This is a genomic window from Caulobacter sp. BP25 (assembly GCF_002737755.1).
Taxonomy (GTDB): domain Bacteria; phylum Pseudomonadota; class Alphaproteobacteria; order Caulobacterales; family Caulobacteraceae; genus Caulobacter.
This window is the reverse complement of record NZ_PEGH01000010.1, coordinates 158224-174605: the sequence shown is the minus strand read 5'-3', so window position 1 is coordinate 174605 and position 16382 is coordinate 158224. Positions and strand designations below refer to the sequence as shown.

Annotated in this window: 16 protein-coding genes and 1 tRNA gene; 3 read left to right on the top strand and 14 right to left on the bottom strand. The window is 65.2% G+C overall.

Annotated elements, in window-relative coordinates; all coding sequences use genetic code 11:
- Positions 1-11 precede the first annotated feature (11 nt).
- From CSW59_RS07920 to queA, 7 genes are all read right to left on the bottom strand, one after another.
- Complete coding sequence (locus CSW59_RS07920; RefSeq protein ID WP_099443520.1) at positions 12-356, bottom strand: PilZ domain-containing protein; 345 nt, start codon at positions 354-356, stop codon at positions 12-14.
- Positions 357-465: 109 nt separating this feature from the next.
- A complete protein-coding gene (locus CSW59_RS07915) occupies positions 466-1485 on the bottom strand; it encodes a sulfate/molybdate ABC transporter ATP-binding protein (RefSeq protein ID WP_099443519.1) in 1020 nt (339 codons plus the stop codon).
- A gap of 16 nt (positions 1486-1501) precedes the next feature.
- Positions 1502-2365, bottom strand: coding sequence for a sulfate ABC transporter permease subunit CysW (gene cysW / locus CSW59_RS07910; RefSeq protein ID WP_099443518.1), 864 nt, complete (start codon positions 2363-2365; stop codon positions 1502-1504).
- Positions 2365-3228, bottom strand: a complete 864-nt coding sequence (gene cysT / locus CSW59_RS07905; RefSeq protein WP_099443542.1) for a sulfate ABC transporter permease subunit CysT — start codon at positions 3226-3228, stop codon at positions 2365-2367. The genes cysW and cysT overlap by 1 nt, the downstream gene beginning before the upstream one ends.
- A 263-nt stretch (positions 3229-3491) precedes the next feature.
- Positions 3492-3566, bottom strand: a tRNA-Lys gene (locus tag CSW59_RS07900).
- 361 nt (positions 3567-3927) lie between these two features.
- Entirely contained in the window at positions 3928-5043 is a 1116-nt protein-coding gene (tgt, locus tag CSW59_RS07895) for a tRNA guanosine(34) transglycosylase Tgt (protein WP_099443517.1), read from the bottom strand.
- Positions 5043-6149, bottom strand: a complete 1107-nt coding sequence (gene queA / locus CSW59_RS07890) for a tRNA preQ1(34) S-adenosylmethionine ribosyltransferase-isomerase QueA (RefSeq protein ID WP_099443516.1) — start codon at positions 6147-6149, stop codon at positions 5043-5045. Before queA ends, tgt begins: the two co-directional genes overlap by 1 nt.
- A 131-nt stretch (positions 6150-6280) precedes the next feature.
- On the opposite strand from queA, the gene CSW59_RS07885 reads away from it, so the two are divergent.
- Positions 6281-7252 (top strand): endonuclease/exonuclease/phosphatase family protein, encoded by a 972-nt coding sequence (locus tag CSW59_RS07885; RefSeq protein ID WP_099443515.1) that lies wholly within the window; start codon positions 6281-6283, stop codon positions 7250-7252.
- A gap of 54 nt (positions 7253-7306) precedes the next feature.
- Here CSW59_RS07885 and CSW59_RS07880 read toward each other — a convergent pair whose 3' ends face one another.
- The 6 genes from CSW59_RS07880 to gyrA form a co-directional block, all read right to left on the bottom strand.
- Entirely contained in the window at positions 7307-7774 is a 468-nt protein-coding gene (locus tag CSW59_RS07880) for a peptidylprolyl isomerase (RefSeq protein ID WP_099443514.1), read from the bottom strand.
- Between the two features lie 93 nt (positions 7775-7867).
- The gene (locus tag CSW59_RS07875; RefSeq protein WP_099443513.1) at positions 7868-8710 is read right to left on the bottom strand and encodes a peptidylprolyl isomerase; all 843 of its coding nucleotides are present in this window, start codon (positions 8708-8710) and stop codon (positions 7868-7870) included.
- A 1-nt stretch (position 8711) separates the two neighbouring features.
- Entirely contained in the window at positions 8712-9545 is an 834-nt protein-coding gene (locus CSW59_RS07870) for a peptidylprolyl isomerase (protein WP_099443541.1), read from the bottom strand.
- A 144-nt stretch (positions 9546-9689) separates the two neighbouring features.
- On the bottom strand, positions 9690-10898 hold the full coding sequence (locus tag CSW59_RS07865; protein ID WP_201722740.1) for an alpha/beta fold hydrolase: 1209 nt from the start codon (positions 10896-10898) through the stop codon (positions 9690-9692).
- Between the two features lie 40 nt (positions 10899-10938).
- Positions 10939-11430 (bottom strand): pantetheine-phosphate adenylyltransferase, encoded by a 492-nt coding sequence (gene coaD, locus CSW59_RS07860; RefSeq protein WP_099443511.1) that lies wholly within the window; start codon positions 11428-11430, stop codon positions 10939-10941.
- A 26-nt stretch (positions 11431-11456) separates the two neighbouring features.
- Complete coding sequence (gyrA, locus tag CSW59_RS07855; RefSeq protein WP_099443510.1) at positions 11457-14228, bottom strand: DNA gyrase subunit A; 2772 nt, start codon at positions 14226-14228, stop codon at positions 11457-11459.
- A 125-nt stretch (positions 14229-14353) separates the two neighbouring features.
- On the opposite strand from gyrA, the gene CSW59_RS07850 reads away from it, so the two are divergent.
- Both CSW59_RS07850 and CSW59_RS07845 read left to right on the top strand, forming a co-directional pair.
- Positions 14354-14878 (top strand): superoxide dismutase family protein, encoded by a 525-nt coding sequence (locus CSW59_RS07850; protein WP_099443509.1) that lies wholly within the window; start codon positions 14354-14356, stop codon positions 14876-14878.
- 47 nt (positions 14879-14925) lie between these two features.
- Positions 14926-15444: a hypothetical protein gene (locus tag CSW59_RS07845; protein WP_099443508.1), complete on the top strand. Its 519-nt coding sequence runs from the start codon at positions 14926-14928 to the stop codon at positions 15442-15444.
- On the opposite strand, the gene CSW59_RS07840 is transcribed toward CSW59_RS07845, so the two are convergent.
- Complete coding sequence (locus CSW59_RS07840) at positions 15441-16346, bottom strand: DMT family transporter (RefSeq protein ID WP_099443507.1); 906 nt, start codon at positions 16344-16346, stop codon at positions 15441-15443. The two genes, CSW59_RS07845 and CSW59_RS07840, sit on opposite strands and share 4 nt — an antisense overlap.
- Positions 16347-16382 lie beyond the last annotated feature (36 nt).

Below are 16382 nucleotides of genomic sequence, written 5' to 3'. Positions count from 1 at the left end.
GCCTGCGGGCCTCAACCCGGCAGGGTCGCGGCGAACCGGCGGGCGATGTCCAGAGCGCCAGCGGCGCCGCCGGCGCGCGGTCCGATCCGGCTGGTTTCCAGAAACTGCACACCCGCCTCGACCGACGAGCGCCAGACCACCTCGGCCAGGTGCACGCGGCGTCCGCCTGCGTCGACGAAGATGAAACGGTCAGGCGGCGGCGTAATGCCGGCGGTCGACAGCCGCGCGCCGCGCTCGGCGATGTCCAGCAGCGAGCACTTCCACGAGCGGGGATCGTCGACAATGTAGATTTTGCGCGTCGCCGGCATCCGAGGATGCGCGCGACGCTCCGCGCCCGAGGGCTCGACCATAGACATACGACCTTCAAAACTCCTGCCGAGTCGGCGAGAGATTGTACCGTAAGCCTTGATAATTCGTCTGCTACTCGCGCCGCATTCACCAAACCGGGTACGTAGCAAGCGCTTCTCAGGCGGCGTAAACGTGAGCCTTACGAGCCGCGACACGGACCGCGCCTTCGAAACGGGGCGCTTCAGCCCGTGAAGCGCTGATTTCGATCCGCCGACCATCAACCGTCGTGGCGTTCACGCTGGTCAGGGCGCCTTGGACGTGCACACGTTCCACACGCACCTCGAAGCCAGCATCGTCGAGTCCAAAATCGTGGGGCCGGACATAGGCCGTCGCCGCGCCATCTGGAACGCCAGACGCCGGCAACGTAAGAACGCCGGCGCTGAATCGACCGCCTTTGACCTCGCCCTGGAAGCTGTTGGCCTCGCCAACAAAGCCGCAGACGAAGGCTGAGGCCGGCTGGTCATGCACCTGGTCGGGCGTGCCGATCTGCTCGATCCGTCCCTGATTCAGGACCGCCACCCGGTCGGCCAGCTCGAGAGCCTCTTCCTGGTCGTGGGTGACGAAGATGGTGGTCACGCCGGTGGCGTCATGGACGCGTCGCAGCTCACGCCGAAGCGACTTGCGAACCGTCGCGTCCAGGGCCCCAAAGGGTTCGTCCAACAGCAGAACACTAGGCTGAACAGCGAGCGCCCTAGACAGGGCCACGCGCTGACGCTGACCGCCGGACAATTGCGAGGGATAGCGCTGCCCCAGACCTTCCAGCTCGACCAGCTTCAAGAGGTCTTCGACCCGCTTAGCGATCTCGGCCTTGGGCGGCTTGTCCTTCCCCTTTCGGACATCAAGACCGAACGCGATATTTTTGGCCACGGTCATGTGCTTGAACAGCGCATATTGCTGGAACACGAAACCAACGCGCCGGTCGGCGGCCGAGGCGTAGGTCACATCTTCACCGTGAAACAGCACCTGGCCCTCGTCGGGGAACTCCAGGCCCGCGATCGTGCGCAAAAGCGTCGTCTTGCCCGAGCCCGACGGCCCCAGCAGCGCGAGCAGCTCGCCGTCGGCGATCTCCAGATCGACCTTGTTCAACGCCGGATACCGGCCAAACTTCTTCTCGACGGAGCGGATGGAGATGGTCATGGGCCGTTCAGTCCGTTCAATGTCCGCCACGCCCAGCGCGAACGTCGGGCTGGGCGACTTCGAGGGCCGTCTTCAGGACAAGGGTCACCACCGCCAGAAGGCAAAGCAGAGCCGCCACCGCGAAGGCGCCCACGAATTCGTACTCGTTGTAGAGGATCTCGACATGCAGGGGCATGGTGTTGGTCAGTCCCCGGATGTGGCCGCTGACCACCGACACCGCGCCAAACTCGCCCATGGCGCGGGCATTGCACAGCAGGACGCCATACAGCAGGCCCCATCGAACGTTCGGAGCCGTCACGCGCCAGAAGGTATAGAGCCCGCTGGCGCCCATAGAAACGGCCGCCTCCTCCTCGCTGGTCCCCTGCTCCTGCATCAGCGGGATCAGCTCGCGAGCGACGAACGGGAAGGTCACGAAGATGGTCGCCAGCACAATACCGGGCACGGCGAAGATGATCTTAAGGTCATTGTCGAGCAGCCACTCGCCCATCCACCCCTGTAGACCGAAAACCAGCACATAGATCAGGCCCGCCACAACCGGAGAGACCGAGAACGGCAAGTCGATCAGAGTGATCAGGAAGGACTTGCCCCAGAAGTCATGCTTGGCGATCGCCCATGAAGCGCAAAGGCCAAACACCGCGTTGAACGGCACGGCGATCGCCGCAGTGATCAGGGTGAGTTTCACGGCCGCCAAGGCATCGGGATTGCCGACGGCCTCCAACGCAGCGCCTATTCCCTTGCGAAAGGCCTCGGCGAACACCGCGACCAGCGGCAAGATCAGAACGAGCGCCAGGAAAGCCATGACACTCCCGATCACCAGGACCTTCGCCCACCTCGGATCGTCGGTGGCGCGGCGGTGGCGCGCGGCGATGACGCGGCTCATCAGGCGAACCTCCGAGACCAGGCTTGAATGGCGTTTATGATCAGCAGCATCGTGAACGACACGGCCAGCATGACGACCGCGATCGTGGCGGCCCGCGCGTATTCGAACTGCTCAAGTTGGATGATGATCAGAAGCGGCGCGATCTCGGACTTGTAGGGCATGTTGCCCGCGATGAAGATCACCGAGCCGTATTCGCCCACCCCGCGCGCGAACGCCAGGGCAAAACCCGTCAACCACGCCGGCGCCAAGGCCGGAAGGACAACGCGGACGATGGTGTCGAACCGGCTTGCGCCCAGGCTGGCGGCGGCTTCCTCAACATCCTCGGCGGCGTCTCGAAGCACCGGCTCGATCGTACGGACAACGAACGGCAGGCCGATGAAGATGAGAGCTATGGTCACGCCCACCGGGTTGTAGGCGGCTTGAATGCCCAGCGGCGCCAAGAACTGCCCGATCCAGCCTGTCGGCGCGTAAAGCGTGGCCAGGGCGATGCCGGCCACCGCTGTGGGCAGGGCGAACGGCAAATCGACCAGGGCGTTGACCACTGTCTTGCCGGGAAAGTCGTAGCGGACCAACGCCCAGGCGGTAAGGACGCCGAAGACGCCATTCACAAGGGCGGCGATAAAGGCCGCACCAAACGTCAACCGATAAGCCGCCAGAGCGCGCTCGGACGTCGCGACACTCCAAAACTCAGCCGGCGACTGCTGCGCCGCCTTGAGCACAACCGCGCTGAGCGGAATCAGGACGATCAGGGACAGCACCGTCAGCGTCACGCCCATCGTCAGGCCAAAACCCGGAATGGCTGAACGGCGGCGGAACAGCGGTCGCTTGGCCTGCGGCCGGCGCTCGGCGGTTTCGGCGGTCATCGTCTGATCGTCGTCCTGGGTCCGGGCTCGCCACATGGCTCTGGGTTACGGCTGAACGCGCAGGGCCCGTAGCCGGTCCCGGCGGCGTCGTGAAACTGAGCCGCTTAAATCTCTACCACGTTCATGGGGCAAACGAGAAAAGGCAGGTGGTGGGTGGAGAAAAACTGGCGGGGGCGGGATTGGAGCTCTTCGCCAGACACGGAGAGGCGCGCACCGCCGGACGGCGGCGCCGCAGACGCTTATCCGGTCGTGGACTTGAAGTTTGGTAGGCCGGCTGGGACTCGAACCCAGGACCATTCGATTAAAAGTCGAATGCTCTACCACTGAGCTACCGGCCCGCTCACGATCCGGCGGGGACCGGTGGAAGCGGCGCGGACCATAGTCGGGGGTCGCCCTACCCGCAAGCTCGGTTTCTCCGTTTTCTCCGGCCGATGTGGCAAAGCTGTGAGCAGGTTGAGGCCTGTCAGGCGTATAGCTCTGCTTTCATAGGCCTTTCCGATCATGATCACGCCCGATCGCACACCGGCGAGACGGCGTGGCGAGCGCTCTTCCACGATCGTCCGGGCCGCCTGACTAGCGTATCAAGCAGACGACGAAAGCCAACGGGGACGGAATCATCGCCGCCTTGGTCGTGACGCAGCGGCGCAGGCGCGCCAGCCCTGTCGCAGTGGCCCGCCAACCCCGCCCTTGAGAGCGCAGCTACGCCGCCAAGTGCCGCGCGGCGAAGTCGCGGCGAAACTGTTCGAATCGCCCCTCGGCGATCGCCTCGCGCATGGCGGCCGTGAGAGCCTGAAAGAAGGCGATGTTGTGCCAGGACAGCAGCACCTGGCCCAGGATCTCCTCGGCCTTGAACAGGTGGCGCAAATAGGCCTTGGAGTAGTCGTGGCTTGCCGGGCAATCGCTGGTCGGGTCCAGCGGCGTATCGTCCTCGGCATACCTGGCGTTCTTCAGATTGATCGGCCCGTCCCAGGTCCAGGCCTGACCATGGCGACCCGACCGGGTCGGCAGCACGCAATCGAACATGTCGACGCCTCGCGCCACCGCCTCGACCAGGTCGATCGGCTTGCCAACACCCATCAGATAGCGCGGGCGATCGTGCGGCAGAAGGTCGGGCGCGTAGTCCAGAACCTCGCACATCGCCTGGTGGCCCTCGCCGACAGCCAACCCGCCGATGGCGTAGCCGTCGAAGCCGATCTCTCGCAGCTTCTCCGAGGACTCTCGGCGCAGGTTCTCGAAGGTCGATCCTTGCTGGATGCCAAATAGCGCCTGCGTATCGCGCGTCCCGAAGGCGTCCTTGCAGCGCTTGGCCCACCGGGCGGACAGCTCCATCCCCTTGCAGGCCCTGGCCTCCTCGGCCGGCCAGGCGACGCACTCGTCGAGCTGCATGACGATGTCGCTGCCCAGAAGGTCAGCCTGAATCTCGATCGAGCGCTCAGGCGTCAACACGTGCTTGGAGCCGTCGACGTGGCTGGAGAAGGTCACCGCCTCCTCGGTCAGCTTGCTGATGCCCGACAGGCTCATGACCTGGAAGCCGCCGCTATCGGTCAGGATCGGCTTGTCCCAACGCATGAACTTGTGCAGCCCGCCCAGACGCGCCACCCGCTCGGCCGAGGGCCGCAACATCAGGTGGTAGGTGTTGCCCAAGATGATGTCCGCGCCGGTGTCCTTGACCTGGTCGACGGTCATGGCCTTGACCGTCGCCGCCGTGCCCACCGGCATGAAGGCCGGCGTACGGATTTCGCCGCGCGGGGTCTTGAGCACACCCGTGCGCGCCTTGCCGTCGGTGGCTTTGATCTCGAAGGGAAACGCGACCATCAGCGGCTCTCAGGCTCGGCGCGGAACAGCAGACTGCCGTCGCCATAGGAATAGAAGCGGTAGCCCGTCGATATGGCGTGCTCATAGGCTGCGCGCATCTTCTCGCGTCCGGCAAAAGCGCTGACCAGCATGAACAGGGTCGACTTGGGCAGGTGGAAGTTGGTCATCAGCACGTCGGCCGCGCGGAAGCGATAGCCAGGCGTGATGAAAATCGCCGTCTCATCGGCGAAAGGCCGCACGATGCTGTCCTCGCCGGTCGCGCTTTCGAGCAAACGCAGCGAGGTGGTGCCGACACAGATGATCCGGCCGCCGGCGGCACGGGCGGCGTTCAGGGCGTCCGCGACCTCCTGGGTCACCTGGCCATACTCGGCGTGCATCTTGTGTTCGGAAACGTCGTCGGTCTTGACCGGGAGGAACGTCCCCGCCCCGACATGCAGGGTGACAAAGTGGGTCGAGACGCCCTTAGCCTTCAGGGCCTCAAGCAGCTCCGGCGTAAAGTGGAGGCCGGCGGTCGGCGCGGCGACCGAGCCATCTTCGCGGGCGTAGACGGTCTGGTAGTCAGCGCGGTCACGCTCGTCCTCACCTCGCTTGGCGGCGATATAGGGCGGCAGCGGCATGTCGCCGTGGCGAGCGATGCCGATATCAAGGTCCGGTCCAGAAAGATCGAAGGCCAGCACCACCTCGCCGCCCTCGTGCTTCTCGGCGATGGTGGCGTCCAGGCGATCGACCTCGCACGCGCGATCATCGCCCGCGCCGAACGCGACACGGTCACCGACCTTGAGGCGCTTGCCGGGACGCATAAAGGCGCTCCAACGATCCGGCGCTATGCGACGATGCAACGTGGCTTCGACCGCGACGGGTGTGCCGTCGGCGCCACCCGTTGTGCGGCCCTCACGCAGGCCCGAGAGACGAGCCGGGATGACGCGGGTGTCGTTGAACACCATGGCGTCACCGGGACGCAGGAAATCAGGCAGTTCGCGGACGACGTGGTCGGCCAGCGGCTGGCCCGGCAGCACGACCAGCAGGCGCGCGGCGTCGCGCGGCTCGGCGGGCCGCAGAGCGATGCGATCCTCGGGAAGGTCGAAGTCGAAATCGGATAGGCGCATGGGCGCGCTTCAAGCGCACGATGGGCCGCGAAGGTCAAGAGTCGGGCGATCGGCGCGGGCGCGAGACGAAGCCGCCAAACGGCTCGAACTCGGGCGCGCCAACGGCCTTTTCCTCATGCTAACAGCGGTTCATGCGCCTCATCGTCCAACTCTTGAGTCTCCTGGTCCGCGGCACAGCTCTGATGCTGGGTCTAGCGGGCTCGATACTCGCGCTGGCGAGCCTGGGCGGGGCGCTCAGCCCCCGACTCGACGCCCTCACGCACGCCGCCCCGTTTTGGCTGGGCATGGGCGTTGGCGCGGTAGCGCTCGGCGCGCTCTTCGCGCGAGACGCCGAGCGATGGGTAATTGTCGCGCTAGGCGTCGTCGCGATCAGCGCTTGCGGCGTCATGATGCTGCCAGAGCTGCGCATGGCCTGGCGGTTCAAGCCCGAGGCCACGGCGCCGGGCGACCTCAAGGTCATCCAGTTCAATGTATGGCATGAGAACTACGCGCCCGAGGAAAGCCTCGAATGGCTATTGGCGCAGAACGCCGACGTCATAGTGCTGGTGGAGGGAGGCGGGACGGCCTGGCCGATCGCCAAGCGTTTGCGAGCCGCCTATCCTTTTACGTCTTGCAAGGCCAGGGCCTGCGAACCGACGATATTCTCGCGTAGAAAGATCATCGAGTCTGGCGCGGTTCCGAAGGGTCTGCCAGGGGCCTGGGCCGTGCTGGAAGATCCGGCGGGACCTTTCGCGGTCATGGGCGCGCACTACGTCTGGCCTGTTCCGGCTGGACGCCAACAGAAGCAGTCGGCGATGCTGGTCAAGGCAGCCTCGAAGTTCGACCGCCGCGACCTGATTATCACCGGCGATTTCAATTCCACGCCTTGGTCATTCACCCTGAAGCGTCAGGACAAGGCTCTGGGGCTGCAGCGATTGACCCGCGCCCTGCCCTCATGGCCTTCCGGCCAGTTCTCACGCGTCGCGGCCGCTCCAGCGCCTTTCCTGCCGATCGACCACGTATACGCAGGCTCGGCGTGGCGCGCGGTGAAGGTCGAACGCGGTCCGGCCATCGGCTCAGACCACCGGCCCATCATCGTGACCCTGCGACGAGAGGCCAAATGAAAAACGGCTCCGGACCCAAGGTCCGGAGCCGCTTGAACGCGCTTATGCGAGGGATCAGGCGTCGGCAGCGATCTTGGCGCTGACGATCTTGCCCGGCTCCTTCGGCGGCTCGCCCTTGGGCAGGGCGTCAACATTTTCCATGCCTTCGATCACCTGCCCCCAGACGGTGTACTGGCCATCGAGGAAGGTGGCGTCGTCGAACACGATGAAGAACTGGCTGTTGGCCGAGTTCGGATCGGGCGTGCGGGCCATCGAGCAGACGCCGCGGACGTGCGACTCCTTGTTGAACTCAGCCTTCAGGTCCGGCTTGTCCGAACCGCCGCGCCCCGTGCCCGACGGATCGCCGCCCTGGGCCATGAAGCCCGGGATCACGCGGTGGAAGACAACGCCGTCGTAGAAGCCCTCGCGCACCAGTTCCTTGATCCGCTCGACGTGGCCAGGCGCCAGATCAGGGCGCAGCTTGATAGTGACCGGACCGGTCTCCAGCGTCAGGATCAGGGTGTTTTCGAGGTCGGCCGACATGGTCTTCCCTTATGTGGCGAGTGATGCGACCGCGCTTCTAGCGCGGTTCAGGGCGTCCTGTGAACCAAGTCTTCGCCGGAAAACTGCAGGAACTCAGCGGATGTCCGCTGGCAGATCGACGTCGCAGATAGAAAAGTCCGCGCCTTTCAAGGCCCTCAGGCGTTTTGTTTCCGCAGCGAACCAAGGTCCCTTTGGGTCGATAAGCCGCACCCTGGGCCGTTCTGGCTCGGGAATGTCCGAGAGCAGCCTGACCTTTTGCATTTGATCCTGTGGCGCGGGCACGGGCTCCCCCGTCTTTATGGCCCGCACCACGCTCAGCCCACTGACGACGCGTCCAAAGGCGGTGTAGCGCTTATCCAGCGAAGGATACGGCTGGCGCATCAGGAAAAACTGGCTGTTGGCCGAGTTGTTGTCCTCGTCGCGCGCCATGCCGACGACGCCGGGGCAATAGGTCCCCCAGGCGGCGACCATGTGGTCGCTGGTCATTTCGCTCCAGCTCCAGGCCTGGCTGACCACCGGCAGGGATTTCAGATAGCCGACCTCCAGCCCCGCCGGCGCCGCCATGACGACGAACGGCGTTTCGGCGGCGCGCCGGAAGGTGAACTCGGCCTTGAGGTTCGGCTTGTCGCTTGCCCCATCGCCCTTATTGGTCGGATCGCCTGTCTGGGCCATGAACCGATCAATGACTCTGAAGAAGGTGCGACCGTCATAGATCCCGGCGCGGGCCAGTTCCTGAAGTCGCGCGGCATGGTTAGGTGCGACGTCGGGGACCAGCTCCACCAGCACGCGCCCCTTGTTGGTGTCGATCACCAGGATCGTCTCGGGCGCCGGCGTGCGCCAGTCCTGTTCAGACAACTGGCTCGGCCCCGCTGCGAAAGCGGCGCTCGAGGTGATCGCGAGAACCAGACCCGGTAGCAGCGCGCGAGACAGCGTCATGTCATTTCACCTGAACGGGAACGTCGAGATCGCAATTGGTGAAGCTGCCGCCTTGCTCGGCCTGGCGCTTGGCCACCAGCGCCTTGAAGGCTGCGGATCGGGTATCCATCACCTGCACCGTCGGACGCTTGTCCGCCGGCAGGTCCGCCAGCAGCTTGACGCTGAGCATCTTGTCCTGCGGGTCGGGGGCCGGCTCGCCGGTCTTGATATTGCGCACGACGTCGAGGCCCTGCAGCACACGTCCGAAGGCGGTGTAGGTCTTGTCCAGCGAAGCGTTAGCTTGACGCATGAAGAAGAACTGGCTGTTGGCGCTGTTGGGGTCGCCGGCGCGGGCCATCCCCAGAACCCCAGGACAGAAGTTGCCCCAGGTCGCCACCTTACGATCGGCGGTCATCACGGCCAGGGCGGAGTTCTGACTCGTCACCGGAAGGGCGTCGATCCAGCCAGATTCGTTGCTGCCCACCTTGAACCCCGCGCCCAGCGGCAGGTCTGCGCCTCGGCGGAAGGTGAACTCAGCCGTCAAGTTCGGCAGGTCCGAGCCGCCCATGCCGGTGTTCTGCGGATCACCGGTCTGGGCCATGAAGTCGTTGATCACACGGAAGAATGTGAGACCGTCATAAAAGCCGCTCTTCACCAGTCCGCGTAACCGTTCGATGTGATTGGGTGCGGCCTGCGGATAGAGCTCGGCGATGATCCGACCCTTGTTGGTCTCCACCACGATGACATTGTTGGGATCCGGCGTGCGCCAATCCGCAGCGGTCTGGGCCGAGGCCGCCTGAGGAGAAGCCGTCACTGCGGCGAGCGCCAAGGCGGCGGCGGTCATGGCGAACTTCATCGAATACCCCGAACAGAATAGGTCATGGCCGGCGTAGAACGACACGGCCTCCCCGACAAGTGCGACGGACCTTGAACCGCAGGAATCCGGCCGCTTCGGGGCGAAGGCCAAGCTCGAACAGGCGCCGCGCTTCAAGCGCTCTAGCTAAGGTTTTACAGGATCAAGAACCTTGCAGCCCGAGCGAGCATCGGCAAAAGCCGTCCTGGCTGGAGCCCCGTCGGCCAGTCGGCGCACGCCCAGCAGCGCCATGAAGGTTCGGCCAGGCTCCTCGACCATTGGGAGGTGCCCGGAACTCTCGAACCAGCAAACCGTCTTGGTCGGAGCCGATAGACGATCCAGCCAAGCAGCGGCGATCGTCGAGGGCGTCGTGCTGTCGCGGCGGCCCAAAAGGAAGATCACGGGGGCCTCGGCCTTTCCAAAGCGGGAGAAGGAGACGTCGGCTAGGCGCGGCCATAGGGTCGCTACCGTGAAACCGCTCCCCTCGCCCCAGGCTTTGCGATCATCGGGCGTATAGAGCGGTGAGAGCCTGGTGGAGTTGAAGTAGAAGTTGGCGTCAGGCCTCAGTCCCGCAAGGGAGCCATAGCGGTTGGCGTACTTGCGCCAGGCATCGGCCTTTTCGATCGTGAACGCGCCCCCATCAGGGTAGGGGCTCAAAGCAGAGATCGCCTCCACGGCGTCCTTATCGCCCCGCTCGCGGGCGATCTTAAGGGTGCTTTCGATACCCACCCGCTCGTTCTCCCGGAAATCGATCAACTGGCCCATGCCGATGTAGGCATAGAGCAGATCGGGTCGCTTCTGGGTCACAGCCAATCCGACGGCCGATCCGAAGCTGTGCCCAAGAACGAAGACCTTGCGTTGCCCAAAGCGACTGCGAAGCTGTTCGATCAGCTCAATGGCGTCGTCACGATAACGCTCCAGGCTCAGCGTCGGCGCGATCGCGGCCGGATCGTTCAGCGGATAGGAACGTCCCGCGCCCCTTTGGTCCCACTGGACGACCGTGAAGAACTCTTCCCAGGGACGCTGAAAGCTCCAAGCCATCGGCATCTCGACCGATCCAGGCCCGCCATGGATATAGATCAGAACGGGGTTGGCACGGTCGTTCCCGCGAATATTGACCACCTGACGCGCGCCGCCGAGGTTGAGCGTCAGGGTCTCATCAACACCATTGGGCGTGACGATCTTCTGGATGTCGCCAATGATCGCGCGCGCCTCCTCCAGACCATCGCGGCGGGCGACTGAAGCGCTCGCTCCGTCTTGCTGGGGGCTTGCCTTGGAGGCAATGGGTTGAACGACGAGAGCGGCGGAAAGGGCCGCGATGGCAAACCAGCGATTCATGCCGGCCAGCTTAGCCACTTCCGCACCGCGAGGAAGTCCGCCTAACGACGTTCGCCTGCTAGCCCCGTCCCACCTTGGTTAGCAACTGCTCGGCGACGCCAGCCGGGACAAACTTGGAGATGTCTCCGCCAAGGGCGGCGATCTCCTTGACCAGCCGCGAGGCGATGGCCTGGTGGCGCGGATCGGCCATCAGGAAGACGGTCTCGATCTCGCGATCCAGCTGCTGGTTCATCGCCGTCATCTGGAACTCGTACTCGAAGTCGGCGACGGCCCGCAGGCCACGCACAATCATCTGGGCGTTCACATCCCGGGCGAAGTGCATCAGAAGGCTCTCGAAAGGCCGCACCTCGATCTGAGCGATCTTCTTCAGGTGCGCCGTTTCGCGTTCAAGGATGGCGACCCGCTCATCTAGCGAGAAAAGCGGCCCCTTGCCGATGTTCACGGCGACGCCGATCACAAGCTTGTCGACCAGCTTCACGGCCCGCCCGATGATATCGAGGTGACCGTTGGTGACCGGGTCGAAAGTCCCAGGATAAAGCCCAACCCGCATGCAACCCCCTACGCTACGGACGAGGGTTACGGAGTCTCTTCCGCCCCGCTGTCCTCGCCCTGGTTATCGTCGCCGCCGGAATCGGCGAGACGCTCGACGCTGACGACGTGCTCGTCCTGCGCGGTGCGGAAGATGGTTACGCCCTGAGTATTCCGCGCTGCAACACGAATTTGCGAAACAGGCACGCGGATCAGTTGGCCTTGATCGGTCACGAGCAGGATTTGATCGCTCTCGTCGATCGGGAACGAGCCCACCAGACGACCGCCGCGCTTACTCAGATCCTGAGCCGCTAGACCCTGACCGCCACGACCCGTACGGCGGAAATCATAGGCGCTAGTGCGCTTGCCGAAGCCCTCCGAAGACACGGTCAGCAGGATTTCCTCGGCCGCGCCAAGCTCGGCGATGCGTTCGGGCGACAGCGTCGTCTCGTCGGCGTCCTCTTCGCCCTCGTCAGCGGCGACGGGAGCGTCGTCGCCCTCTTCGCCGGCCGCGCGCAGCATGGCGCGCTGGTGCTTGAGGTAGGCGGCGCGTTCAGCCGGGGTGGCGTCAACGCTGCGTAGCACGGCCATCGAGATGACCTCGTCGCCCTCGGCCAGGCGCACACCGCGCACGCCCGTGGAGTCGCGGCTGGCGAACACGCGCACCTCGTCGACCGAGAAGCGGATGCAGCGACCGGCGGCCGTGGTCAGCAGCACGTCCTGGTCAGCGTTGCAGACCGCCACGCCGACGATGCCGTCGCGCCCCCCGAGCTCATTGGCGTCCAGCTTCATGGCGATCTTGCCGTTGCGGCGGACATCCACGAAGTCGCTGAGCTTGTTCCGACGAACACTGCCCGAGCGGGTGGCGAACATCACGTCCAGGCCGCCCCAGGTGGCTTCGTCCTCCGGCAGGGCCAGGATCGAGGTGATGGTCTCACCCGGCTCGATCGGCAGCAGGTTGACGAACGCCTTGCCGCGCGAATTGGCGACGCCCTGTGGCAGGCGCCAGACCTTCAGCTTGTAGACCTTGCCGCCGGACGTGAAGAACAGCAGCGGCGCGTGGGTCGAGGCCGAGAACACGCGGGTGACCGCGTCTTCGGTCTTGGTCGCCATGCCCGACTTGCCCTTACCGCCCCGGTGCTGGGTGCGGTAGTTGGCCAGCGGCGTGCGCTTGACGTAGCCGCCCATGGTGACGGTGATGACCATGTCCTCGCGGACGATCAGATCCTCGTCTTCCATGTCGGCGTCGCCGTCGACGATCTGGCAGCGGCGCGGAATGGCGAACTTCTCGCGGACCTCGACCAGCTCCTCCCGGACCACGGCCATGATGTTGGCGCGGTCGGACAGCAGCTCCAGATAGCCCCGGATAGCGTCGGCCAAGGCCTCGGCCTCGTTGCCGATTTCCTCGCGGCCCAGGCCCGTCAGGCGTGACAGCGTCAGCGCCAGGATAGCGCGCGCCTGCTCATCGGTAAGGCGGATAAGGCCGCCCTCTTCCTGGATCGTGCGCGGGTCGGCGATCAGCTCGACCAGGGGCAGCATGTCGCCAGCGGGCCAGGACTTGGCCACCAGACGCTCGCGCGCCTCGGTCGGGTCCTTCGACGAGCGGATGATGTGGATGAACTCGTCGATATTGGCGACGGCGATGGTCAAGCCGACCAACACGTGGCCACGGTCGCGGGCCTTACCAAGTTCGAACTTGGTGCGGCGGACGACCACTTCCTCGCGGAACTCGACGAACAGCTGCAGCAGCTGGTGCAGACCCATCTGCTCGGGCCGGCCACGGTTCAGGGCCAGCATGTTAACGCCGAACGAGCTTTGCAGCGCCGTGAAGCGGTAGAGCTGGTTCAGGATCACCTCGCCCGAGGCGTCCCGCTTCAGCTCGATGACGATCCGCATGCCGTCGCGGTTGGACTCGTCGCGGATATCGGCGATGCCCTCGAGCTTCTTGTCACGGACCAGCTCGGCGATGTGCTCGACCAGGTTGGCCTTGTTCACCTGGTACGGGATCTCGGTGACGATGATGGCTTCGCGGCCGGCGCGCAGCTCCTCGACACTGGCCACGCCGCGCATGATGACCGAGCCACGGCCGGTCAGCAGAGCCTGGCGTGGGCCCGCACGGCCGATGATCTCGCCGCCGGTCGGGAAGTCGGGTCCGGGCACCAGATCCAGCAGCTGGTCGGTGGTGACCTCCGGATCGTCGATCAGCAGCAGACAAGAGTCGATGATCTCGCCCAGATTATGCGGCGGGATGTTGGTCGCCATGCCGACGGCGATCCCGCCAGCGCCATTGACCAACAGGTTCGGAATCCGCGACGGCAGGACGGTCGGTTCCTGTTCCTTGCCGTCATAGTTGTCGACAAAGTCGACCGTGTCCTTATCGAGATCGGCCAGCAGCGCCATGGCGGGCGGCGCCATGCGGCACTCAGTGTAGCGCATGGCCGCAGGCATATCGCCGTCGACCGAGCCGAAGTTGCCCTGGCCGTCGATCAGCACCAGCCCCATCGAGAACGACTGGGTCATACGGACCAGGGTGAAGTAGATCGAGGCGTCGCCGTGCGGGTGATACTTACCCATGACGTCACCGACCACACGGGCCGATTTGACGTATGACCGCTCGGGCGTCTGGCCCTGCTCGTGCATCGAGAACAGAACCCGGCGGTGCACAGGCTTGAGACCGTCGCGCGCGTCCGGCAGGGCGCGACTGACGATCACGCTCATGGCGTAGTCGAGGTATGAGCGGCGGAGTTCGTCCTCGATGTTGATCGGGGCGATATCCCCGCGGGAACCGTCGGCGGGGATCGTGGTGTGTTCGTCGCTCAAGGGGATTTTTCGCCGTCAGAATCGGACACGGAACTGCCGGAAACTGTTAGCATTCCAATGAGACAGACGCCACCTTTACGGCCGTTTCGTCCCCAGTCCTACGCTTGTTCAGAAGGAAACCCGCCATGCGCAGCCTCACCCTCGCAACGACCCTGGGCCTCGCCGCCCTGATTAGCGCCGCGCCAGCCCTGGCCCAGACCTCCGCGATCGCCCAGGTCAAGGGCGGGGACGGCAAGGACATGGGCGTCGTTACGGTCGCAGAGGCCCCGCGCGGCGCCCTGCTGAAGCTTGAACTGAAGGGCCTCACGCCCGGTTGGCACGCGGTTCACTTCCACGAGAAGGGCGACTGCGGAACACCAGACTTCAAGTCCGCAGGCGCGCATGTGCACACCACCGCCCAGGTCGTCCATGGCCTGTTGAACCCCGACGCCAACGACAACGGCGACCTGCCCAACATCTTCGCCAACGCTGACGGCTCGGCCACGGCCGAGATGTATTCGACCCTAGTGTCCCTGAAAGGCGCGGGTGGCCGCCCAGCCCTGCTGGACGCCGACGGCTCGTCCATCGTCGTCCACGCCAGCCCCGACGACCACAAGAGCCAGCCGATCGGCGGCGCCGGCGCGCGCGCGGCTTGCGGCGTGATCAAGTAGTCGCTTAGCTCCCGCCGAGACTCACACCAGCCTCGGCGGGAGACACCATGCGTACCTGGCGACTGCCGATCCTCGCCCTGCTTTTGGCCGCGACCGCCGCCTGCGACGGCTCGAAGGGCGAGCGCAAGACCGAAACGCCGGCCGCGCCTCAGGGCGCGCCCGCCCCGCCGTCGCCCCCTCCCCTCCAACCCACGGAGCTCGTCTCTCTTGCCTGGCGGCCCAGCAATTCCGACCAGAACCTGCAGGCCTTCGATCTTGAGGTCTCCGGCCTCGACGTGCTGGCTGTCTGCCACGTGCCGCCCGGCTGGACGATCAACGCTACCGGCGCGGGTGCTGGCGTCACGGTACTGAAGGGTCAAGCCACCGTCGGCGCGGCTTTCGTCAGCCTCGATGACATGCAGGACATCGCTGGGCTGTTCCTGGTCCGCGCCCGCCCGAACGAGACCTTCGCGGTCGAGGGCGAGATGACCACAGGAACCTACGGCGGCGACCAGACGGAGGTCCTGGCCACGCCCGCTCTGCTCCGCCGCGAAATCGTCGACCGCTGCCCGCCGCCGAAAGGCTAGGCCGCCTCCGCGAGCGTCTCTTCCGGCTTGATCCGCTTTTCGGTCAAGGCGACCAGGGCGACACCGACCATCGTCGCGCCGCCGCCGATCAGCAGCTGCGGCGTCAGCTTGTCGCCCAGGAATAGGATGCCAATCGAGCATGAGACCAGCGGCGTCAGCAGGAAATAGGGCGTCACCCGCCCCGCCTCGCGACGCTGGACCAGCCAGAACAGCAGAGCGCTGGCCCCGACCGTGGAGACCACCGCAGCGAACAGCACCGCCGCCCAGGCGATCGGCGGAGCGGCCTTGATGTATTCGACCTGCCCTGTCTCGAAGACGAACGACATGGTCAGCAGCACAGGCGCGGCCACCAAGGCCGTCATGCCCTGCATCTTCAGCGGCTTGATGCCTGGCGTCTTGCGCACCAGCACGGTGGCGACCGCCCAGCACGCGCCGGCGATGACGATCAGCACGATTGCAGGCAGGTCGCCCGCCCCGTGGGGATCCAGACTCATCCAGGCCACGCCGAGGAAGGCGATCACAAGGCCCACCACCGCCGGAAGCCGCATGGTCTCGCCCAGCATCCTCCAGGCGAAGATGGCGGTGAACGGAATCCACAGCTGGCTGGCGACCACCAGCGGACTCAGCGCCTTGGCCATGCTGAAGGCGACATAGATCACGCCGAAGTGGATCGGTCCGGTCAGCAGCACGATCGCCAGCAGCTTCCTGGGTTCGGGGAACGGCGGGCGGATGAACGGGAACAGAAACGCCAGGGCCACCAGGAAGCGCAAGCCCCCCATCAGCATCGGCGGCAGGTATAGCGTCGCCACCTTGGCGGCGGCGTTGTTGATCCCCCAGGTCAGGATAATCGCCAGGATGGCGAGGTACTCCAGGCCGGTCAGGGGAGAGGACTTGGCGGACATGGCCCCGCTTGGACCAGACGCGTCGTCCCGGGTCAA

Bases quoted from the DNA above. Each gene is read 5' to 3' on its own strand.
- cysW (WP_099443518.1), bottom strand. From the start codon at position 2,365: ATGAGCCGCGTCATCGCCGCGCGCCACCGCCGCGCCACCGACGATCCG.
- CSW59_RS07840 (WP_099443507.1), bottom strand. From the start codon at position 16,346: ATGTCCGCCAAGTCCTCTCCCCTGACCGGCCTGGAGTACCTCGCCATC.
- CSW59_RS07845 (WP_099443508.1), top strand. From the start codon at position 14,926: ATGCGTACCTGGCGACTGCCGATCCTCGCCCTGCTTTTGGCCGCGACC.
- CSW59_RS07915 (WP_099443519.1), bottom strand. From the start codon at position 1,485: ATGACCATCTCCATCCGCTCCGTCGAGAAGAAGTTTGGCCGGTATCCG.
- cysT (WP_099443542.1), bottom strand. From the start codon at position 3,228: ATGACCGCCGAAACCGCCGAGCGCCGGCCGCAGGCCAAGCGACCGCTG.
- queA (WP_099443516.1), bottom strand. From the start codon at position 6,149: ATGCGCCTATCCGATTTCGACTTCGACCTTCCCGAGGATCGCATCGCT.
- CSW59_RS07885 (WP_099443515.1), top strand. From the start codon at position 6,281: ATGCGCCTCATCGTCCAACTCTTGAGTCTCCTGGTCCGCGGCACAGCT.
- CSW59_RS07880 (WP_099443514.1), bottom strand. From the start codon at position 7,774: ATGTCGGCCGACCTCGAAAACACCCTGATCCTGACGCTGGAGACCGGT.
- CSW59_RS07850 (WP_099443509.1), top strand. From the start codon at position 14,354: ATGCGCAGCCTCACCCTCGCAACGACCCTGGGCCTCGCCGCCCTGATT.
- coaD (WP_099443511.1), bottom strand. From the start codon at position 11,430: ATGCGGGTTGGGCTTTATCCTGGGACTTTCGACCCGGTCACCAACGGT.
- CSW59_RS07870 (WP_099443541.1), bottom strand. From the start codon at position 9,545: ATGAAGTTCGCCATGACCGCCGCCGCCTTGGCGCTCGCCGCAGTGACG.
- tgt (WP_099443517.1), bottom strand. From the start codon at position 5,043: ATGGTCGCGTTTCCCTTCGAGATCAAAGCCACCGACGGCAAGGCGCGC.
- CSW59_RS07920 (WP_099443520.1), bottom strand. From the start codon at position 356: ATGTCTATGGTCGAGCCCTCGGGCGCGGAGCGTCGCGCGCATCCTCGG.
- CSW59_RS07875 (WP_099443513.1), bottom strand. From the start codon at position 8,710: ATGACGCTGTCTCGCGCGCTGCTACCGGGTCTGGTTCTCGCGATCACC.